Here is a 20,843-nt window from a genome sequence, read left to right as displayed (position 1 = left end):
TCGATCAACGCAGGTTCACACGAAGGACAGCGGCACTGGCAAAGGGCAGCAGCGCGATGCAGGCCGCCGTGATGCCGCCGAGAAACAGCAGCGGTGTCGCGGTCTCCATGCCGACGGCGCCGCGCCGCGCCACCTCGGCCCCGAAGATCAGCGTCGGCACGTAAAGCGGCAGCACAAGCAGCGACAGCAAGAGCCCGCCGCGCTTCAGCCCGACAGTCAGCGCCGCGCCGAACGTGCCGACGACGCTGAGCGCGGGCGTGCCCACCAGAAGCGAGACCACCAGCCAGAGAAATCCCGGCGGTGCAAGGTTCAGCAGCACGCCCAGAAACGGCGCGGCCAGAACCAGCGGCAGGCCGGTGGTGATCCAATGCGCCAGCGCCTTGATCGTGACCACCGATTCCAGCGGCAGCGGCGCGGTCGCCAGCAGGTCGAGCGAGCCGTCCTCCCAGTCGAGCGCCAGCAGCCGGTCGAGTGACAGAAGGCAGGCCAGCAGCGCACCCAGCCACAACACGCCCGGCGCGATGGTCGACAGCAGCGCCGATTGCGGCCCCACCGCAAAGGGGACGAGAACGGTGACGATCAGGAAAAAGGCCAGCCCCAGGCCGAAGCCGCCACCGGCGCGGAAGGCCAGGCGCAGGTCACGCAGAAGCAGGGCGGTCACAGGAACCCTCCGTCGAAATCCTCGACCGGCCGGGGCCGGGCCTTGTAGGGGCCAACGTCCAGCACCTCGCCCTCCAGCCCCAGATCGATATGGGTGGCGATCAGGGCCGCGCCGCCCTGCCCCAGATGCGCGCGCACCGCCGCCGCGAACATCGCCACCGAGTCGCGGTCCAGCGAGACGGTCGGCTCGTCCAGCGCCCAGATCGGCCGCCCTGTGACCAGCATCCGCGCCAGCCCCAGGCGGCGCTTCTGCCCGGCCGAGAGGTTGCCGGCCTGGCGATCGGCCAGGTCGGTCAGCGCAAAGGCCTTGAGCGCCGGGGCGATATCGCCGGTTCCGAACACCTGCGCCCAGAACTTCAGGTTCTCGGTCACGGTAAGCGGCGGCTTGATCCCGTCGGCATGGCCGGCATAGGCGATGGTTTCTTCGGCGCCCTCGACGCGGCCGGCCAGCGGCGGCTGCAACCCCGCCACGGTGCGCAGCAGGGTCGTCTTGCCGATCCCGTTCGGCCCGCGCAGGATCAGCGCACGGCCGGGCGCCAGAGTAAAGCTCAGCCCCTCGAGCACGGGCACGCCGCCGCGGGCGATGGCAAGATCGGTGACGGTCAGGGTCATGCGCTGCACCTACCGTATGGTACGGAGGGCGGAAAGGGGGCCAGCCCCCTCTTGGCCTGCGGCCAATTCACCCCCGGGATATTTCCGGCAAGAGGAAGCAGCCCGCGTCACACCGGCAGGGCGGCCAGCGCGATCCGGCGGCCTTCGGAGAGCAGCACGTTGTAGGTCCGGCAGGCGGCCGGCGAGTTCATCGCCTCGACCCCCACGCCCGCCTCTTCCAGCCGGTTGCGAAACGCCTCGGGCAGATACCCGATCTCGGCCCCGGTGCCGACGAACAGCACATCGATCTGCCCCGCCAGCGCAAGGAGCGCATCGACATCCTCATAGCCGCCCCAGGCGCTGGTGCCGCCCGGACCGGTGAGAATCGCGCCCTGGTGGACCTGCCCGCCGATCCGGAAGAAGCCGGGGCCGTAGCCCTCGACCGGGCGGGCGTCGGTGAAGGCGATCTCGTTCAGGCGCATGTCAGTCTCCTGCTTGCCAAATCGGCAGGCCCGCCAGCGCGGCACCGAAGATCAGCGCATAGGCCGCCCGGCGATAGGCCCGTTCGTATCCCGGCACGAATAACGCCGAGCCCAGCATCGTGCCAAGCATATTCGGCACGATCAGCGCCAGCCCGATCAGCACCGGCCCGGGCGCCAGCCGGCCGGCCACAGCCATCATCGCCACCACCATCCAGTCATAGCCGAACAGGTAGAAGGTGATGTTGGCGCGGATCACCGGGGGCGGGTGCGGGCTGGCCATGTAGACGAAGATTACAGGCGGGCCGGGAATGCCGGTGACGCCACCCAGGAAACCCGCCGCCACACCGGTGCCGACCACGGCCGGCGGCCGCAGCGGACCGGCATAGCGCCAGCCCAGCATCAGCCCGGTCAGCATCGCCAGCGAAACCGCCGCGACCAGGATGCGGAACAGCCCCGGATCGAGCGCGAAGAGCGCCGCCAGCCCCAGCGGCAGGGCCAGGACCGTGCCCGCCAGCAGCCGCGCCAGGTCGCCGCGATGCACGTGGCGGGCGGCGCGCGGCAGCATCGGCAGGGGCCCCACCACGTCCATCAGAACCAGCGTAAGGACGGCCGAGACCGGATCCAGCACCATGCCCGCCAGCGGCAGGTAGACCAGCGCCGTGCCGAACCCGGCAAAGCCGCGCACCGTGCCGGCCGTCAGCGCCGCGGCGGCCAGAAGTACGGTCTCGGCGGTCAGGAAGGATGCGAGCGACGTCATGTCCGCCACGATGGTGCCGCCCGGCCCGGCCCGCTAGGGCCAGGTCGCGGCGCACGATGGCGCCACCTCAGGCATCGATATTGGCGAACTGGTTGCCGGCGGTGTTTGACGGCTTGGACCAGTCGCGCTTGACCCCCAACCAGAGCAGGATGGTCGAGGCCACGAAGACCGAGGAATAGGTGCCCACGATCACGCCCCAGATCATCGCGAAGACAAAGCCGCGGATCACGTCGCCGCCCAGCACGTAGAGCGAGATGAGCGCCAGCAGTGTCGTGACGCTGGTCATCACCGTCCGGCTGAGGGTCTCGTTGATCGACAGGTTCAGCACATCCTTGAGCGAGATCTTCTTGTATTTCCGCAGGTTCTCGCGCACCCGGTCGAACACGACGACGGTGTCGTTCAGCGAATACCCGACGATGGTCAGCAGGGCCGCGATGATGGCCAGGTCGAACTTGATCTGCAGCTCGGAAAACACGCCGATGGTCAGGATCACGTCATGCACCAGCGCGGCCACCGCGCCCAGGGCGAACTGCCATTCGAAGCGCAGCCAGATATAGACCAGCACCGCCCCGATGGCGAGCGCCACGGCGATCACCGCGGTCTTGATCAGCTCGCCCGACACTTTGGGCCCGACCGATTCCACCGATACGAACTTGATGTCCGGCACCGCGGCCTGAAGCGCCGCCTCGACATTCTCGATGATCTCGGCGGTCACAGCCTCTTCTCCGTCCTGGGCCTGGATGCGGATCATCGCAACATTCTGGTCGGGGCCGAAGGTGGGGTCGAACACCTCGGTGATCGTCACGTCGCCCAGCTCCAGCGGGGCGATGGCGTCGCGATAGGCCCCGACATCCACCGGCTGCGCGCTTTCGGTGCGGATCGTCGTGCCGCCGCGGAAGTCGATGCCATAGTTCAGCCCCTGCAGCAGAAAGGAGCCGAAGGCCAGCACCATCAGCGCCGCCGAGATGCCCAGCCACAGCTTCCAGTGGCCGAAGAAATCGAAGGAGGTATCGCGGGGAACCAGTTTCAGTCGCATGTCAGACCTCGATCGTTTTCGGGCGGCGGCGTTCGTACCAGGTGATGATCATCAGCCGGGTGACGAAGATGGCGGTGAAGACCGAGGTGACGATCCCCAGCCCCAGCGTGATGGCGAAGCCGCGCACCGGGCCCGAGCCCAGGGCAAACAGGATCACCGCGGTGATGAAGGTGGTGATATTGGCATCCAGGATCGCCGACAGCGCCTTTTCATAGCCCAGCTCGATGGCGCGCGAGGGGCCCTTGGCGGTCTTCAGCTCCTCTCGGATCCGCTCGAAGACCAGCACGTTGGCATCAACCGCCATGCCCACGGTCAGCACGATCCCGGCGATGCCCGGCAGCGTGAGCGTCGCGCCGATGGTCGACAGCAGGCCGAAGATCAGCGCGATGTTGAGAATCAGCGCAAGATTGGCGAACAGCCCGAACAAGCCGTAGCTGAGCGCCATGAAGACCAGCACTGCCGCAAAAGCCACGATGGTCGCCACCTTGCCCGCGTCGATGCTGTCCTGCCCCAGCTCGGGACCGATGGTGCGCTCCTCGAGGAATTCCAGACCCGCCGGCAGGGCGCCGGCGCGCAGCAGGACCGCCAGGTTGGTGCTTTCCTCAATGGTGAAATTGCCGGTGATGATGCCCGAACCGCCGGGAATGTGGCTCTGGATCACCGGGGCCGAGATCACCTCGTCATCCAGCACGATGGCGAAGGGCGCGCCGATATTGTCACGGGTGTAGTCGCCGAACTTGCGCGCGCCGGAGGTGTTGAAGCGGAACGTCACCGCGGGGCGGCCGTTCTGGTCGAAGGACGGCTGCGCGTCGACCAGTTCCTCGCCGGTCACGACGGGCGCGGCCTCGAGCGTGTAGAAGACGTTTTCCTCGTCGATCGCCGGGATCAGCTTCTCTCCGACGCCGGTGCGGGCGTCCGGATCGGTCCCGCGCGAGACCACCGGGTTGAAGGTCAGCTGCGCGGTCGTGCCGATGATCTCCTTGAGTTCCGAGGCGCTGCCGATGCCCGGCACCTGGATCAGGATCCGGTCGGCGCCCTGGCGCTGGATGGTCGGCTCGCGGGTGCCGACCTCGTCGATGCGTCGGCGCACGATCTCCAGCGCCTGGCGCACGGTGCGGTCATCGGTGGCGCGCTTCTCGGCCTCGCTGAGTTGCACCAGGATCTCGTCGCCCTGCGCCGTCACCTCAATATCCGTGGCGCCGGCACCGGTCAGCGTCTGGATCGGACGGGCCAGGTCGCGCAGGACCTGCTGCGCGCGCGACATGCCCTCGGGCTGGCTGATGCGGACGCGAATCTCTTGCGGATCAGAGGGTTGCCTGCGGATCGTGCCAATGGCCGCGCGCTCGCCGCGCAGCGCGTCGCGGATATCGGGCCACATCGCATCCATGCGCGAGGCATAGACATCGCCGACCTGAACCTCGGCCAGCAGATGCGCCCCCCCGCGCAGGTCCAGCCCCAGATTGACCAGCGACGAAGGCATCCACTCCGGCCAGGCGCCGGCCTCGGCCTGTATCTGCGGCGTGTCGTTGCCCAGCTCGATCGCGGCCCTGGCGTCGTTGGACTGCTCGACGCGGGTATAGAAGGCGTTGGGCAGGGCCAGCACCAGCCCGGCCAGACAGACCAGCAGGATCAGGACCCGTTTCCAGGTGTCGATTTGAAGCATATACCTGCCTTTTCAGCGGGTTGAAGCGTGACCTTACTTGGCCGGCTCGGTCTTGTTGAGAACCTGCGCGACGGTCGACTTGACGACCCGGACCTTGACGCCCTCGGCGATCTCGACCTCGATCTCGCCATCCTCCTTGACCTTGGTGACCTTGCCGATCAGGCCGCCCTGGGTGATCACCTGGTCACCGCGGCGCAGCGCCTCGACCATCGCCTGGTGCTGCTTGACCTTCTTCTGCTGCGGACGGATCAGCAGGAAATACATGATCGCGAAGATCAGGATGAGCGGGAGAAACTGGGCGAATGCGCCACCTTCCATGGGACAGTCCTTTGTGCTGAGAGGCGGGAGACACCCGCGAATTTGGCCGGGAACCTATGCGCAGAACCGGTGGTTTGCAAGGCGAGGTTTCGCCATGAAACCGCCCTGCACGGCGCCTGTGGCGGGTGGGCAGCCCGAGGCGCGGAATGCAACGCCACCCTACCGCCCCGGAACGTCTTGCGGCATAACGCCGGAAACCGATTCTCAGCCGAGGGACCAAGCCCATGCACGACATCCGCGCCATCCGCGAGAACCCTGCCGCCTTCGATGCCGCTCTGGCGCGGCGCGGGGATGCGGCGGTGTCGGCGGAGCTCTTGAAACTCGACGAGGCGCGCCGGGCCAAGATCCTCGCGGCCGAGACCGCGCAGGCCGAACAGAACAAGGCCGCCAAGGCGATCGGGGCGGCCAAGGCCAAGGGCGACGAGGCCGAGTTCGAGCGGCTGCGCGCCGAGGTGTCGGCGAAAAAGGCGCAGGTCGCCGAGATGCAGGCCGAGGCCAAGGAGCTGGACGCGCAGCTGACCGACATGCTGGCGCGGATCGCGAACCTGCCCGCCGAGGACGTGCCGGACGGGGCGGACGAGACCGAGAATGTCGAGGTCAACCGCTGGGGCGAGCCGCGCGCGTTCGGGTTTCCGCCCAGGGAGCATTACGAGATTGCCTCCGTCGCCCGGGCGATGGATTTCGAGACTGCCGCCAAGACCAGCGGCAGCCGCTTCGTGAACCTCAGCAAGGGCGTGGCGCGCATCCACCGCGCGCTGGCGCAGTTCATGCTGGACACGCATGTGGACAAGAACGGGCTGACCGAAACCGCCACCCCGGTGCTGGTCCGCGACGAGGCGATGTATGGCACCGACAAGCTGCCGAAATTCGGCGATGACAGCTATCAGACCACCAATGGCTGGTGGCTGATCCCGACCTCCGAAGTGCCGCTGACCTATTCGGTGGCGGGCGAGATCCTCGACGCGGCGGACCTGCCGATCCGGCTGACCGCACACACCGTCTGTTTCCGTTCCGAAGCCGGCAGCGCCGGCAAAGACACCGCCGGCATGTTGCGCCAGCACCAGTTCGAGAAGGTCGAGATGGTGTCGATTACCCATCCCGACGAATCCGACGCCGAGCAGAAACGGATGCTGCGCTGTGCCGAGGGCATCCTGGAGGCGCTGGGCATCCCCTATCGCACGGTGGTCCTGTGCACCGGCGACATGGGCTTCGGCGCGCGGCGCACCTTCGACATCGAGGCCTGGCTGCCGGGGCAGAACGCCTATCGCGAGATCTCCAGCGTCTCGACCACAGGCGATTTCCAGGCCCGTCGCATGAATGCGCGGTTCCGGCCGCGGGGCGGCAAGCCCGACTATGTGCACACCCTGAACGGATCGGGCCTTGCGGTGGGGCGCTGCCTGATCGCGGTGCTGGAGAATGGCCAGAACGAGGACGGCACCGTCACCCTGCCTGAGGTGCTGGCGCCCTATCTGGGCGGCAAGCTGACGCTGGGGACGGACGGGGCGCTGGTCTGAGGCAAGGGGTTCAGGATTTCTTCTTGCCCTTGGACTTCTTGTCCTTGGACTTCTTGCCCTTCTTGTCCTTGTCTTTCTTGGACTTGTCCTTGCCCAGCTTCTCCTTGGCCTTGCGCGCCTTGGCCTTGACCTTTTCCTTGGCCTTGTGGAATTCGGCCTCGAGCCTGGCCGCCTTGCGCGCGGCCTTCTCGGCCTTGGCGCGCGCTTTGGCCTTCTTGCGCGCCTTGGCACGGGCGCGGGCCTCGGCGGCCTCCAATTCGTCCGCCTGACCCGGGGCCGCTCCGTTGCCGCGGGCGCCCACGACCTCGCGGGCCGAGGCGATCAGCAGCGCGGCGCGGACCGAACCGATGCGCGGCACGGCGGTCAGGTCCTCGGGCTTGGCGGCGGCCAGATCCCGGGCGGTGTGGAACCCGTGCGACCGAAGCGCGTGGGCCAGGGACTCTCCGACCCCCAGTACGTCGGTCAGCGGGATCATGCGCGCGCTCCTGTGTCAGATACAAACCTGGCAATATGTCTACATCGCAGACCCCGCGCCCGGCAAGGCGGTCGCGGGGCTCAGCCCGCCTGCGCCAGGCCGGGCGACCGACGGGATTTCGGAAACGGCACCAGCCGCTTGGCCTCTTCGTCCCACAGCTTGAGGTTCAGCGCCGCCACCGCCTCGCGGAAGCCGATGCGGCGCGGGGCGACCTCGGGTGGCAGATTGTAGTGGCAGGCGCGCAGCCGGTAGGACGGGATGCGGGCGTTGAAATGGTGGATATCATGCAACGTGATGCAGGCCACCGCCAAGTCGAACCACCAGCCGAAATCCAGCGCCGACGACCCCTGCAGCGCCGCCAGCTGGGGATCGAGATCGGGGCGGCGGTCCCAGTACGTATCCTCGAAATTGTGCTGCAGGTAGACCAGGAACACGCCCAACATGCCGCCGAGGAAGGAAAACGCCAGCCAGACGCCGATACCCGTCCAGCCCGCGACCCACCACAGGGCACTCAGCAGCACGACGATCGAGGCATTGTGCGCGACCACCCCGCCCACGCCGAACCGCGCGGTGTTCTTGGGCCAGCGATAGCGAATGAAATAGGTGAACAGCGCACCCAGCGGCACCAGTATGAACGGGTTGCGATACAGCCGGTAGAAGAGCCGCGTGCGCCAGTCGGCGGCGTTCCATTCGCGCAGCGTCATGGTGTGGATCTCGCCGGTATCGCGATGGTCGAGATTGCCGATGCCGGCATGGTGCAGGTTGTGGTTCTGCTTCATCACCTCGAAGGGCGCAAAGGTGAAAGGCGACAGCACGTGGCCTGCCAGCTCGTTCTGGGCGCGGGTCTCGAACAGCGAATGATGCCCGCAATCGTGCTGCAGCACATAAAGGCGCACGGCGGCAAAGGCGAAGACGACCCCGGCGGGGATCATCACCAACCACTGGTCGACATAGGCGATTGCCAGCCACAGCGCTGCGAAATAGACCGCGAAGGTGCCGAAATAGCTCAGGCCCGCGAGGCGGTTGTCCTGCACCGCGTATTTGCGCGTGTAAGCCCTCAGATCCATGCCGCCCCCAATGTGCCATTGGCCGGTTCAGATATCGAATGTTTACGTAACGACAAGGTGTCGCCAATCAAGGGGTGCCGAGCAGAATTCCCGCCCCGTGCACCATGATAGAGCGACTCCCCCCGCACTGTCACGCCCGGAGGTGGAATATCCTGTGAGATGGCGTGTTTACGCCTCGGTGGCCTGCGGGCCGTCGGGCCGCTCGCAACAGGTCAGGCCTTGCTGGATCGGCGGACAGGGCACGGTGGCATAGGAACAGAACACGCAGCAGTCGCCGTCCCTGGGCCGGAGCACGGCGCGGCAGGTCCTGCACTCATAGAACCACTGGCAGGCATCCGTCGGCATCGTCTCGGTTTCGACATGAGCGCAATTCGGACAGGTCAGCGTGCTTTCCAGCACGATTGTCGGCTCGGTCATGTCTCACATCCTCGAAATCAGATAGTCGTTGATCCCGGCCTCGTTCAGAAACAGGACCCAGGCCAGGACCGTCGTTGCAGTGCTGCCGGCCAGCCAGTATTTCAGCGAACGCAGGGTGCCGCGTCGTCGCGCCACCAGCCAGGCCGCCGCAACAAGTGCCGTGGAAAGAATCAAAACCGGGTAAGCGGCCCCCGCGATGGCTCCAACGACCGCAAGCCAACTGCCACCGAAGCCCAGCAACATCATCGCCATCGGCAGCACGCAACAGGAGGCGACCCCCATTGCGGAAAACGAACTCAGGTAGCTGAGGCCAAGATATGTCTTCATGCCTGTTTCCCCTTGCAGTCAGGCCGTCGCATTGCAGCGGCATCCGACCCGGTCTATACATTCTGTAGCCACTACAGGATCAAGCGGGGCGATATCACATGATCGCGATAGGAGAGGCATCAAGGCAAAGCGGCGTCGGCATCGAGACGATCCGCTACTACGAGCGCGAAGGGATCGTTCCCGAACCCGAGCGTGCAGCGAACAATCGGCGCCTCTACTCCGCGCAGGATGTCGGCCGCCTCCGCTTTCTCAAAAGATGCCGCGACCTTGGCTTTCCGCTGGCCGACGCGCGGACGCTGCTCGCGCTTTCGGAAAGCCGCAGCGCCGACTGCCAGTCGGTCAGGAAACTTGCCGAGGATCACATCCGGAGCGTGCGCCGGAAAATCGACGCGCTGACCAAGCTGAACGCAGCACTGGCCGAATTGACCGCAAATTGCGCCACCGGCACGGTGGACTGCCCCATGCTCGCCGAATTGCGGGCGGGATGATGTCCGGCTGAAACCGAACGAGACGGCATTTGTCTAAGGCTCGGCCTGCTAGGTTCTCGCGGGCCTTGGCACGGCGACCGGAGGCCAACGGGCCTCAGCCGCGTCCCTTGAGATGCTTGGCAAGCGCGCCGGCGTTCTTCTTGCGGCGGCCCTTGTAGGGGTTCTTGTCGCCCTGCCCGCGCAGCGTCAGCCGGATCGGCGTTCCGGGCATGTCAAAGTCGTCGCGCAAGCCATTGACAAGATATCGAGAATAGCTGTCAGGCATCTTGTCAGGATGGGAACACATCACCACGAAGCCCGGCGGCCGGGTCTTGGCCTGGGTCATGTAGCGCAACTTGATCCGGCGGCCCTGCGGCGCCGGCGGCGGGTGCTGTTCCAGCATCCCGGTCAGCCAGCGGTTCAGCGCCGCGGTGGGCACCCGGCGGTTCCACACGTCATGGGCGCGCAGGATGGCATCGTGCAGCCGGTCCAGGCCGCGGCCGGTCCTGGCGCTGACCGTGACCAGCGGCGCGCCGCGCAGCTGCGGCAACAGGCGGTCAAAGGCCTCTTTCAGGTCGCGCAGCTTGTGCTGCTTGTGCTCTTCCACGTCCCACTTGTTGACCGCGACAACCACGGCGCGGCCCTCGCGCTCGGCCAGGTCGGCGATGCGCAGGTCCTGCTGCTCGAAGGGTATGGCGGCATCCAGCAACACCACCACGACCTCGGCGAACTTGACCGCGCGCAGCCCGTCGCTGACCGAGAGTTTCTCGAGCTTTCCCTGCACCTTGGCCTTCTTGCGCATCCCGGCGGTGTCGAAGATGCGCATCGGCGTGCCGAGCCAGTCGCTGCGCAGGCTGATGGCGTCGCGGGTGATCCCGGCCTCGGGGCCGGTCAGCAGGCGCTCCTCGCCCACGATTTTGTTGATAAGCGTGGACTTGCCGGCATTGGGGCGGCCGACCACGGCGACCTGAAGCGGCTTGGCCTCGGTGATCTCGGTGGCGCCCGCCTCGGTCTCGCCGGCCTCGTCCACGGCCACGTCGGTCTCTGGCGCGGTGCTTTCGGCCGCCGCGTCATGGGCGTCGGCGATGGGCATGAGTTGCTCGTAGAGCTCGTTCAGCCCCTCGCCATGTTCCGCGCTGAGGCGCACCGGCTCGCCCAGGCCCAGCGCGTAGGCCTCGATCAGCCCGGCATCGGCGGCCGCGCCCTCGGCCTTGTTGGCCGCCAGGATGACATGGGCCGAGCGTTTGCGCAGGATCTCGGCAAACACCTCGTCGGTCGGGGTCACGCCGACGCGGGCGTCGATCATGAACAGGCAGATGTCGGCCATGTCCACTGCGCGCTCGGTCAGCCGGCGCATCCGTCCCTGCAGGCTGTCATCGGTGGCCTCTTCCAGGCCCGCGGTGTCGATCACGGTGAAGCGCAGGTCGCCCAGCCGCGCCGCCCCCTCGCGCAGGTCGCGGGTCACGCCGGGCTGGTCATCGACCAGTGCCAGCCGCTTGCCGACAAGGCGGTTGAACAGGGTGGATTTGCCCACATTGGGGCGCCCCACGATGGCGAGGGTCAGGGACATGGCGCTTTCTTTCGCGATTCAGACGCGCCGTGTAACGCATCGCGCGCCTAACGGAAAGCGTGCAGTTCGCCCTCGGTCGAGACCACGTAGAGCGTGCCGCCCGCCACCACCGGCTGCGTGGTGGCGCCGCCGGGCACCTCGACGGTGCCCACCAGCGCGCCGCCGGTGGGGTCGAAGAAGCGCAGCAACCCGTCGCTGGAGGCCACGACGATCCGCCCGCCGGCCAGAAGCGGGCCGTAATGGGCATAGCTGCGCCCGCGCTTGCGCGGCTTGTCGCGCACGAAGCCCGGCAGTTCGCGCGCCCAGATCAGGCTGCCGTCAGAGGAAGCGAGGCGGATCAGCTGGTTGCGATCCGAGATCAGGTAGACGCTGTTGCCCGCCGGCCAGACCGGGGTCAGCGCGCCCTCGTTGGCGGTCCAGATGCGGTCGCCCGAATCGGCTTCGAAGGCCACGGTCCGCCCGGAATGGTTGCCGACATAGATGCGGTTGCCGACCACAACCGGCCCGCCTGTCACATCAGCGATGCGGGCCACCGCGCGGCCCTTGCGCTGCCCCGCGACCGCGGCGGTCCAGCGGCGCAGGCCGCCCTTGCGGAAACTGGCCACGATATCGCCCGAGGCGAAGGCAAAGACCGCCAGGTCGCCGGTCAGGGCCGGCGCCGGTGCGCCCAGTACGTTGCCGACGCTGGGGGTGCCCTGGATTTGCCAGGCGATGCGCCCGTTCGAAGTGCGGATCGCCCAGCCGGTGTCGTCGCCGGCCACCAGGTAGACCAGCCCGTCGCGTACCGTGGGCATGCCGCTGCCTGTGGCGTTGAGGCGCTGCCGCCAGCGCACGGTGCCGCTACGCGCATCCAGCGCGGTCAGCCGGCCGAAGCCGGACGAGACATAGAGCACGCCGTCGGAATAGGCCATGCCGCCGCCCGTCGCCTGGTTGTCGCCCTCGCCCGGCGGCACCAGGCTGGTGCTCCAGACCACGCCGCCGCCCTGCGAGACGGCGGTGACGGTGGCCCCGGCGTCGAGCGTGTAGATCAGCCCACCCGCCACGACCGGCGCGGCGGTGATCCGCTGGCGGCGGCTGTCGCCTTCGCCGATCTGGGTCGACCAGATCCGCTGCGGCGTGCTGCGCAGCGCCGGATGGTCGGTGCGGAAGGCCGGTGTACCGGCCCCCTGCGGCCAGGACGCGTTGGTCACCTGCGCGGGCAGCCGCGCGGCAGGCGCGTTGCTCACCGCGCCGGTCGCCGCGGTGGCGTCGGGGCGGATATCCTCGCGCGGGCCGGGCAGGATGACGTCAGGCTCGGTGCAGGCCGACAGCAGCAGCAGCGCCCCGCCCGCAAGGGTCATCCCGGCCCGGGAAATAGAGAACTGAACCATCGTTGAACCTGTCTGTCCGTTTCCGCCTCGCCGCTCCGCCGTCTGGCGGCGGATCAGCCGTTCTGCCCGGGCTGCGTCTCGAGCGAGCCGCCCAGCGCAACAATCAACTGAGTGGCGCGCTGTTGCAAGTCCGGCCCCGCTTCGGCGTCCTGCACCATCGCCCGCAGGCGGGAAATGGCGGCATCGGTCTCGCCCTCTTCGATGTCGATCAGCGCCAGCTGCTCCTCGGCGAGCAGGCGCAGCGGCGCGCCCGGGGCGGTCAGCGCCTCGAATTGCAGGCGCCGGTCGGCTACGGGCAGAGTGTCGCCCTGCAGCGTCAGCGCCTTGAAGCCGGCGATCTGGCGATAAACCTGCGGCAGCTCGCCATCGCCTGCCACTGCCTGCAGCGCCGCCACGGCCGCATCGGTGCGGCCCGCCTCGGTCAGGGCGCCGGCGGTCATCATCCGCAGCACTGCCTGCCCGCCGGTGCTGTCGGCCGAGAGCTGCTCCAGCGCCTCGGCCCGCGCGGCAGCGTCGTCGGCGGCCAGCGCCGCGATGATCCCGTCGCCCAGCGCCTGCGACCGCGCCGCCTCCTGCGCCTTGCGGTATTCCTTCCAGGCCGCGCCGCCGACCACGGCCACGATCAGCAGCGCACCGATCCAGCCCCAGCGCCGCAGCAGAAGGAACAGGCGGTCCCGGCGAACCTCTTCGGTCACTTCGTCGATGAAACTGTCGCTGTCGCTCATTCCTGCCCCCGGGCCCGTTGCGCGTCTGCCGCCCCTCTTAACGCGCCCCTTGGGCCAAGCCAAGGGCCGGATCCGCGCCAAAATCCGCGCAACTTGCACTGTTGGTCGAAAAAAACTAATCTGAACTGGTCAGTTTAGAGTAGACATCTCAGAAAGATGACCCCATGTGAAGGTCGGTGCGCCCACACATAGCTGCCCTGCTTGCTGGCCATGTCAGGATTTTAGAAAGACGCGAGATGCGATTGATTCCCCTCATCACCGCGGTTTTGGTGACTTTTTCCTTGTATATGCTCGTGTTCGAACGTGACGCCCTGCTGGCCTTTGCCACCGGTGAGGCCGCCGCGGCACAACCCGATGACGGTGCCGCGACGGACGCCGCGGCCGAGAGCGAGAAGCCCGAACAGAAGGCCATCGGTGTCGTCGCGGTCCGCTCGAAGGCGCGCGAAATCGATTCCGGCGTGGTCCTGCGGGGCGAGACCGAGGCGATGCGCCAGGTCGAAGTGCGCTCGGAAACCTCGTCGCCGGTGATCTCGGAGCCGCTGCGCAAGGGCGCCTTCGTCGAGGCCGGCCAGCTGCTTTGCGAGTTGGACCCCGGCACGCGCCCGGCGCAGCTGGCCGAGATGCGCGCCCGCGAAAGCGAGGCCAAGGCCCGCCTGCCCGAGGCCGAAGCCCGGCTGATCGAGGCCAAGGCCCGGCTGCGCGAGGCCGAGATCAACAACAACGCAGCGCAGAAACTGTCGCAGGGCGGGTTTGCCTCGGAAACCCGGCGTGTGGCGACCGAAGCCTCCGTACGCAGCGCCGAGGCCGGCATCAAATCCGCCGAGGCCGGGCTGGAATCGATGCGCGCGGGGATCGAGGCCGCCGCCGCCGCCGTGGCCGCCGCCCAGCGCGAGATCGACCGCCTGACCATCGAGGCGCCGTTCGACGGGCTGCTGGAAAGCGACACGGCAGAACTCGGCAGCCTGATGCAGCCGGGATCGCTCTGCGCCACGGTCATCCAGCTCGATCCGATCAAGCTGGTCGGGTATGTGCCCGAGACCGAAGTGGGCCGGATCACCAACGGCGCCCCGGCGCAGGCGCAATTGGCCACCGGTCAGACGGTCGAGGGCACGGTCACCTTCATCAGCCGGTCGGCGGACGAGACCACCCGCACCTTCGAGGTGGAGATCACCGCCGCCAACCCCGACCTGGCGATCCGCAGCGGCCAGACCGCGACTATCTCGGTCTCCTCGGCGGGCTCGACGGCGCATCGGCTGCCGCAATCGGCGCTGACGCTGAACAACGAGGGTCAGCTTGGCGTGCGGGCGGTCGGCGCGGACAACCGCGTCGAGTTCCACGCCGTCGAGATGATCCGGGACGACACCAACGGCGTCTGGCTTGCAGGTCTGCCCGACACGGTGGACGTGATCGTGGTCGGCCAGGACTTCGTGACAGAGGGGGTTGCCGTCGCGCCGACCTATCGGGAGGCCGCCCAATGACGGGACTCGTCGACTGGGCCGCCGCCCGGGCGCGGATGGTCCTGGCCTTCATCGGGATCACCCTGCTGGTCGGCGGCTATGCCTATGTCGGCCTGCCCAAGGAGGGCGAGCCGGACATCGAGATCCCGGCGCTGTTCGTATCGGTCCCCTTCCCCGGCATCTCGGCCGAGGATGCCGAGAACCTTCTGGTCCGCCCGATGGAGACCGAACTGGCCGATCTGGACGGGCTCAAGACCATGAGCGCGACCGCCGCCGAGGGCTATGGCGGCGTGGCGCTGGAATTCGAGTTCGGCTGGGACAAGACCGCGATCACCGCGGATGTGCGCGACGCGATGAACACCGCGCAGGCCGAATTTCCCGAGGGCGCCGAACAATACACCCTGACCGAGATCAATTTCTCGGAATTCCCCATCGTGATCGTGAACCTGACCGGCGAGGTGCCGGAACGCACGATGGCGCGCATCGCCAAGGACCTTCAGGACGACCTGGAGGCGCTGGACGCGGTGCTGGAGGCCGGGATCGCCGGCAACCGCGACGAGTTGCTGGAGGTGGTGATCGACCCGCTGCGGCTCGAGGCCTACAACGTCACCGCCAACGAGCTGATCACGGTGGTGCAGAACAACAACCAACTGATCGCCGCCGGCGAGGTGGACAGCGACCAGGGCAGCTTCTCGGTCAAGATCCCGTCGTCGTTCAAGCGCGCGCGGGATGTCTATGACCTGCCGATCAAGGTCAATGGCGACCGTGTGGTGACGCTGGGCGAGCTTGCGCAGATCAACTACACCTTCGAGGACCGGCGCGGAACCGCCCGCTTCGACGGCGAGAACACCGTCGCGCTGCAGGTGGTCAAGCGCAAGGGCTTCAACCTCATCGACACCGTGGACCTGGTGAAGCAGACCCTGGCCAAGTCCGAGGCGACCTGGCCCGAAGAGCTGCGCGCGGCGGTCGAGATCGGCACGTCGAACGACCAGAGCCGGGTCGTCGGCTCGATGGTCAGGCAGCTCGAGGGGTCCGTCCTGACCGCCATCGCGCTGGTGATGATCGTGGTCCTGGCGGCGCTCGGCAGCCGCGCGGCGCTGCTGGTGGGATTTGCGATTCCCACATCTTTCCTGCTGTGTTTCGTGTTCCTGGCGATCATGGGCGTGTCGATTTCGAACATCGTGATGTTCGGCCTGATCCTGGCGGTGGGCATGCTGGTGGACGGGGCCATCGTCGTCGTGGAATACGCCGACAAGCGCATCAGGCAGGGCACCGGCCCGATGCACGCCTATGTCGAGGCGGCGCAGCGGATGTTCTGGCCCATCGTGTCCTCGACCGCCACCACGCTCTGCGCCTTCCTGCCGATGCTGTTCTGGCCGGGCGTGCCGGGCGAGTTCATGGGCATGCTGCCGATCACGCTGATTTTCGTGCTCAGCGCCTCGCTGGTCGTGGCGCTGATCTATCTGCCGGTCATGGGCGGCGTGTCGGGACGGATGAGCCGGACCTTCAACCGGATGTCGGACTGGCTGCGGGCGCGCACGCCCTGGCTGGTGCGCGCGGCGCTGGTGCCGCCCGCGCTTTACGCAATGTTCCTGGGCGCGATGCAGATGCTCAACCCCAGCTACCTTGTGCCGGGCAGCGGCAATATGGTGCTGGGCGAGATCGTCGGCGCGCTGCTGTTCCTGCTGGCGGCCTTCGCGGCCTCGGTGACGCTGGGCGCGGCCCGGATCGAGCGGCCGCACAACCGGGTCGAGCGCACATCGGGCCACAGCCCGTTCGGACGGCTGATCCAGTTCATCGCCGGCAATCCCATCATGCCGCTGGTCACCATCGCGGCGGTCTTTGCCGGGGTCTTCTACGTGGCCGCCGTTCTGTTTCCCGCCAATTCGCGCGGGGTCGAGTTCTTTGTCGAGAGCGAGCCGGAGCAGGCCACCACCTATGTTCGCGCACGCGGCAACCTGTCGCTGGCCGAGAAGGACGCGATGGTCAAGGCCGCCGAGGACGTGATCGCCGAGCACCCGGCGGTCATCAACGTCTTCTCCTTTGCCGGCGAAGGCGGGCTGAACACCGACGCCTCGGGCGCGCAGATCCCGCCCGACACGGTGGGCCAGGTGCAGTTCGAGATCATCCCGTGGGAGGATCGACCGCACGAGGTCGAAACCTCCGGCGGCCTGCTGGGCCGGTGGCTGGGCTTCGAGACCGAGGTGATCGACCCGCGCTACGACGGTGATTTCGTCATCGAGCAGCTGAATGCCGAACTGGCCAAGCTGCCGGGCTTCGAGGCCGAGATCAATCCGCTGGGCCGTGGCCCGGCCTCGGCCAAGCCGGTGCATTTGCGCATCAAGGGCGACGACTGGCAGGACCTGCTGGCCGCGACCGAAACTGCGCGCGCCCGCTTCGACGAGACGCCGGGGCTGATCAAGATCGAGGACAGCCTGCCCCTGCCCGGCATCGACTGGCAGATCGACGTGGACGTGGCCAAGGCCGGCCGCTTCGGCGCCGACGTGGCCACGGTGGGCGCGATGGTGCAGCTGGTCACGCGCGGCGTGCTGCTGGGCGACATGCGCCCCGAGGGCAATGACGAGGAGATCGAGATCCGCGTGCGCCTGCCCGAGCAGGACCGGGTGCTGTCGACGCTGGACACGCTCAAGGTGCGCACACCGGACGGGCTGGTGCCGCTGTCGAACTTCATCACCCGCCAACCGGTCGAGAAACTGGCCGAGATCAACCGCGTCGACCAGCAACGCTATTTCGACGTTAAGGCGGATGTCGAACCGGGTCTGACCAAGCTGACCGCGCCGGGCCCGGACGGGGCGCCGCAGGTGCTGGCGATGCTCAAGGAGGTGCCCGAGGGCGCCGAACCGCAGGGGCCGACGCTGCAGCGGCCGAACGGTCCGCTCTATTCGGTGTTCTCGATGGTCGAGGCCACGGGCATCGACCAACTGCGCACCGCCCTTGAGGAGGACGCGGCGCAGTTCGCCCCGGTCAATGCAAACGAGCGCATCGCCGCCCTGACCGAATGGCTGGAGACCGGCGCCCTGCCCCAGACGCTGGACTGGGAATGGACCGGCGATCAGGAGGAGCAGCAGGAGAGTCAGGATTTCCTGTCCAAGGCCTTTGCCGCGGCGCTGGGACTGATGTTCATCATCCTGCTGACCCAGTTCAACAGCTTCTACAACTCGGTCCTGGTGCTGATGGCGGTGGTGCTGTCGACCACCGGCGTGCTGATCGGGATGATGGTGATGAACCAGCCCTTCTCGATCATCATGACCGGCACCGGCATCGTGGCCCTGGCCGGCATCGTGGTGAACAACAACATCGTTCTGATCGACACCTATCAGGAATACAGCCGCTACATGCCGCGGATCGAGGCCATCGTGCGCACCGCCGAGGCGCGGATCCGGCCCGTGCTGCTGACCACGATCACCACGATGGCGGGCCTGACGCCGATGATGTTCGGGCTCAGCCTGGATTTCATCAATGGCGGCTATTCCATCGACTCGCCCACCGCGCTCTGGTGGAAACAGCTGGCGACGGCAGTGGTGTTCGGGCTGGGCATCGCGACGGTGCTGACGCTGGTTCTGACGCCCTCGTTCCTGGCGCTTCGGGTCTGGGTGACGACTTATGCGATCTGGCTGGGGCGGCTCTTGCAGCGCGCCACCGCCGGCCGGTCCAGCCGGATCGCCCGCGACATGGCGCTGCGCCGGGCCGCGCGCAGGATCCAGGCGACCGAGATCCTGTGGGACGCGCCCGACGGCCCCAGCCCCGAGAACGCGGGTGAGCGCCCCGAGACGGACGGCGACGAACCGAATCCCTTGGTGCCCGGCCCGCTCAAGGCGGCGGAGTGATCCCGGAAGGGCAGGACCACGGCCCCTATTGTTCCGGAAATCGCGCCGGTGGCGCGCCAATCAAGGCACTGTTTCAAGATTGACGACAAAACCCGGTTTTCTTTTGCTCCAGCGCCCGGCGTCGGGCATACTCTTGCCCCACAGGGTGTGCCGCGCTTGGCGCGGATGTCTGGGGGATTTTAAATGATGAATTCACGTCTTTTCGTGACGGCGCTTGCGTCGTTCGGTGCCACCGTCATGTCGGCCGGGTCGGTTGCGGCGCAGTCGCGCGGCGGTTGGTTCAGCAATTGGTGGGGCAACTGGTTCAATTGGGGCGGTTGGTCTCACGGCACCGGTCCCACAAGTTCGGCCGTGCCGGAAATCGACGCCTCGACCGGCGGGCTGGCGATTGCGGCGATTGCCGCGGGCCTGCTTTTGATGCGCGAGATCCGGCGCCGGCGCAAGGCGCGCTGACGCGCGACGCCTGACCTTTCAGATCAGTGACCAGTCGCCGCCGACCAGTGCGGCGATGGCAATCGTGGTATTCGCCACCGCATGCGCGAGCACTGCATCGCCCAGCCGGTCGCGGCGCAGGGCGATCAGCGCAAAGACCACGCCGGCCAGCCCCGCCTCGATAATGCGCCCGTGCAAGAACGCAAAGGCCAGGCTGGTGGCACCCACGGCCAGTGCCGTGCGCCAGGCAGTCCCGCCGCCGAGCAGGCGCAGCAGGTAGCCGCGAAAGAACGCCTCTTCGACGATCGGCACCAGGATCGCGATGCCCACGATCCGGCAAATCACCCAGCCGGCCAGTGCCCAGCTGCCCAGTTGCGCCAGTCCCGCCGGGGACGCGCCGGGTTCGGCGCTCAGCAGCCAGCCGGCCCCCACCGCCAGTCCGGCGAGAAACGCCACAGGGTCCAGGCGCCAGTCGAGCCGCAAGAGCGGCCGGCGGAACAGCCAGAGCACCAATGCGACCAGCCCGGCCTGCACCGGATAGGCCATCGCCGGCTCCTGCCAGAAGCTCTGCACCAGAAGGCTGGACAGCATGAAGACGATGAAGGGCGCGATCAGCGCCGCGTTCGTATCGTGGGTCAGCGGCGGCAACTCCGCCGGGGGCCGCGCGGCGGCCGGTTCGCGGTGCAGCGCCGGTATCGCCTGCACCACCCACAGAACGCCCAGCGCCAGGATCGTGAAGAACAGCCAGCCGGCAAAACTGTGGAAGCCGTTGACCGCCAGTTCCGGCGACACCCGGTCACCGATCAGGATCAGCGCCGAGATGCGGATGACGTTGAACAGCCAGCTGACCAGCAGCGCCAGCGGAAACACGATCAGCCACAGCCGCCGCAGGTGCAGCGTGTCGCGCATCAGGACCGAGTAGATCACGAAGAACCCGGTGGTCAGGGCGAACCCCTCGATGCCCGAGCAGCTGCCGGCCATCTCGACGAAGAAATCGCCGGTGCCGATGGTCGATCTCTCGGGGCTGAGGATGACATGATTGCCCAGCAGCGCCAGGAGCACCGCAACCCCGTAGAAGGTCGCAACCAGCAGCCAGCGAAAGCTCCACCACAGCGGCGCCAGCGCGTCGGCCAGGTCGGGAATGATCAGGGACACGACGACCACCGCCACCAGGCCACGCCCGCCCGCCCGCAGAAGCGGCAGCACCTCGCCCCTTGGCACCAGCAGGAACAGCGCGCCCAGCCCGGCCAGGAACGCGCCCAGGCTGAGCGACAGCATGTAGACCGGAAAGTCGCGGTTCAGCGTGGCGGGATCCGCGCTCATCCACGGCAGGAAAATCAGGCCGAGCCCCGCCAGATGGGCGAACCCCCATAACCGTGCTTCATACCCGCCGGCCTCGGACGCGCGCAGAAGCCGCGCGCGCAAACCGGGCCGGAACCAGACGAACAGGCCCAACCCTATGAACAGGCACAGCCCCCGGATCATCGCGCTGCGCAGACCGCGACAGGCTGTCTCGACCTCGGTCAGCCGGCACTCGACAGACGAAAACACCTGGAAGATCAGAATGATCGCCAGAACCTCGAGCGCAAAGAGCGCAATCAACCTGTAGAACCGATGCGTCACGTCTGCCCGTGGATCCGTCGACAAAAGAATGCCGGCCAGGTTAA

At 67.4% G+C, this 20,843-nt stretch carries 20 protein-coding genes; 5 read left to right on the top strand and 15 right to left on the bottom strand.

The features are described from left to right. Positions 1-4: 4 nt before the first annotated feature. The 7 genes from ccmB to yajC form a co-directional block, all read right to left on the bottom strand. Positions 5-661, bottom strand: a complete 657-nt coding sequence (gene ccmB, locus BMX57_RS05305; protein WP_092363267.1) for a heme exporter protein CcmB — start codon at positions 659-661, stop codon at positions 5-7. Then, complete coding sequence (ccmA, locus tag BMX57_RS05300) at positions 658-1,272, bottom strand: heme ABC exporter ATP-binding protein CcmA (protein ID WP_092363265.1); 615 nt, start codon at positions 1,270-1,272, stop codon at positions 658-660. Before ccmA ends, ccmB begins: the two co-directional genes overlap by 4 nt. A gap of 107 nt (positions 1,273-1,379) precedes the next feature. Further along, entirely contained in the window at positions 1,380-1,733 is a 354-nt protein-coding gene (locus tag BMX57_RS05295; protein ID WP_092363263.1) for an Mth938-like domain-containing protein, read from the bottom strand. Between the two features lies 1 nt (position 1,734). Next, positions 1,735-2,490 (bottom strand): sulfite exporter TauE/SafE family protein, encoded by a 756-nt coding sequence (locus BMX57_RS05290; protein ID WP_092363261.1) that lies wholly within the window; start codon positions 2,488-2,490, stop codon positions 1,735-1,737. A 67-nt stretch (positions 2,491-2,557) separates the two neighbouring features. After that, complete coding sequence (gene secF, locus BMX57_RS05285; protein WP_092363259.1) at positions 2,558-3,526, bottom strand: protein translocase subunit SecF; 969 nt, start codon at positions 3,524-3,526, stop codon at positions 2,558-2,560. A 1-nt stretch (position 3,527) separates the two neighbouring features. Beyond that, positions 3,528-5,189, bottom strand: coding sequence for a protein translocase subunit SecD (gene secD / locus BMX57_RS05280; protein ID WP_092363257.1), 1,662 nt, complete (start codon positions 5,187-5,189; stop codon positions 3,528-3,530). A gap of 33 nt (positions 5,190-5,222) precedes the next feature. Further along, positions 5,223-5,507: a preprotein translocase subunit YajC gene (yajC, locus tag BMX57_RS05275; protein WP_092363255.1), complete on the bottom strand. Its 285-nt coding sequence runs from the start codon at positions 5,505-5,507 to the stop codon at positions 5,223-5,225. 224 nt (positions 5,508-5,731) lie between these two features. Between yajC and serS the strand changes: the two genes are divergently transcribed. Then, on the top strand, positions 5,732-7,021 hold the full coding sequence (serS, locus tag BMX57_RS05270; RefSeq protein ID WP_092363253.1) for a serine--tRNA ligase: 1,290 nt from the start codon (positions 5,732-5,734) through the stop codon (positions 7,019-7,021). Between the two features lie 10 nt (positions 7,022-7,031). Here serS and BMX57_RS05265 read toward each other — a convergent pair whose 3' ends face one another. From BMX57_RS05265 to BMX57_RS05250, 4 genes are all read right to left on the bottom strand, one after another. After that, on the bottom strand, positions 7,032-7,496 hold the full coding sequence (locus BMX57_RS05265) for a helix-hairpin-helix domain-containing protein (RefSeq protein WP_092363251.1): 465 nt from the start codon (positions 7,494-7,496) through the stop codon (positions 7,032-7,034). An 80-nt stretch (positions 7,497-7,576) separates the two neighbouring features. Further along, positions 7,577-8,563, bottom strand: coding sequence for a fatty acid desaturase (locus BMX57_RS05260; RefSeq protein ID WP_092363249.1), 987 nt, complete (start codon positions 8,561-8,563; stop codon positions 7,577-7,579). 168 nt (positions 8,564-8,731) lie between these two features. After that, on the bottom strand, positions 8,732-8,980 hold the full coding sequence (locus tag BMX57_RS05255) for a GDCCVxC domain-containing (seleno)protein (RefSeq protein WP_092363247.1): 249 nt from the start codon (positions 8,978-8,980) through the stop codon (positions 8,732-8,734). A gap of 3 nt (positions 8,981-8,983) precedes the next feature. Beyond that, a complete protein-coding gene (locus BMX57_RS05250; protein ID WP_092363245.1) occupies positions 8,984-9,307 on the bottom strand; it encodes a hypothetical protein in 324 nt (107 codons plus the stop codon). Between the two features lie 98 nt (positions 9,308-9,405). On the opposite strand from BMX57_RS05250, the gene BMX57_RS05245 reads away from it, so the two are divergent. Next, complete coding sequence (locus BMX57_RS05245) at positions 9,406-9,795, top strand: MerR family transcriptional regulator (protein WP_092363243.1); 390 nt, start codon at positions 9,406-9,408, stop codon at positions 9,793-9,795. A gap of 94 nt (positions 9,796-9,889) precedes the next feature. Here the strand turns inward: BMX57_RS05245 and der are convergent, their stop codons facing one another. From der to BMX57_RS05230, 3 genes are read right to left on the bottom strand one after another with little or no spacing between them, the layout of a single operon-like run. After that, positions 9,890-11,344, bottom strand: a complete 1,455-nt coding sequence (der, locus tag BMX57_RS05240) for a ribosome biogenesis GTPase Der (RefSeq protein WP_092363241.1) — start codon at positions 11,342-11,344, stop codon at positions 9,890-9,892. Between the two features lie 47 nt (positions 11,345-11,391). Further along, entirely contained in the window at positions 11,392-12,714 is a 1,323-nt protein-coding gene (locus BMX57_RS05235) for a PQQ-like beta-propeller repeat protein (RefSeq protein ID WP_229724203.1), read from the bottom strand. A 53-nt stretch (positions 12,715-12,767) separates the two neighbouring features. Then, complete coding sequence (locus BMX57_RS05230) at positions 12,768-13,439, bottom strand: hypothetical protein (RefSeq protein WP_092363237.1); 672 nt, start codon at positions 13,437-13,439, stop codon at positions 12,768-12,770. A 236-nt stretch (positions 13,440-13,675) separates the two neighbouring features. Between BMX57_RS05230 and BMX57_RS05225 the strand changes: the two genes are divergently transcribed. The 3 genes from BMX57_RS05225 (at position 13,676) to BMX57_RS05215 (ending at position 19,197) form a co-directional block, all read left to right on the top strand. Next, positions 13,676-14,917 carry an efflux RND transporter periplasmic adaptor subunit gene (locus tag BMX57_RS05225; protein ID WP_092363235.1) on the top strand — a complete coding sequence of 414 codons (1,242 nt, stop codon included), beginning with the start codon at positions 13,676-13,678 and terminating at the stop codon, positions 14,915-14,917. Continuing rightward, the gene (locus tag BMX57_RS05220) at positions 14,914-18,744 is read left to right on the top strand and encodes an efflux RND transporter permease subunit (protein WP_092363233.1); all 3,831 of its coding nucleotides are present in this window, start codon (positions 14,914-14,916) and stop codon (positions 18,742-18,744) included. Before BMX57_RS05225 ends, BMX57_RS05220 begins: the two co-directional genes overlap by 4 nt. 186 nt (positions 18,745-18,930) lie before the next feature. Continuing rightward, positions 18,931-19,197 carry a VPEID-CTERM sorting domain-containing protein gene (locus tag BMX57_RS05215; RefSeq protein WP_229724204.1) on the top strand — a complete coding sequence of 89 codons (267 nt, stop codon included), beginning with the start codon at positions 18,931-18,933 and terminating at the stop codon, positions 19,195-19,197. Between the two features lie 18 nt (positions 19,198-19,215). Here the strand turns inward: BMX57_RS05215 and xrtE are convergent, their stop codons facing one another. Continuing rightward, the gene (xrtE, locus tag BMX57_RS05210) at positions 19,216-20,799 is read right to left on the bottom strand and encodes an exosortase E/protease, VPEID-CTERM system (RefSeq protein WP_177175390.1); all 1,584 of its coding nucleotides are present in this window, start codon (positions 20,797-20,799) and stop codon (positions 19,216-19,218) included. Positions 20,800-20,843 lie beyond the last annotated feature (44 nt).

The organism is Cribrihabitans marinus, from assembly GCF_900109035.1.
Classification (GTDB): Bacteria; Pseudomonadota; Alphaproteobacteria; order Rhodobacterales; family Rhodobacteraceae; genus Cribrihabitans; species Cribrihabitans marinus.
Note: the sequence above shows the minus strand (reverse complement) of the source record. Positions and strands in the feature narration are given on the sequence as shown.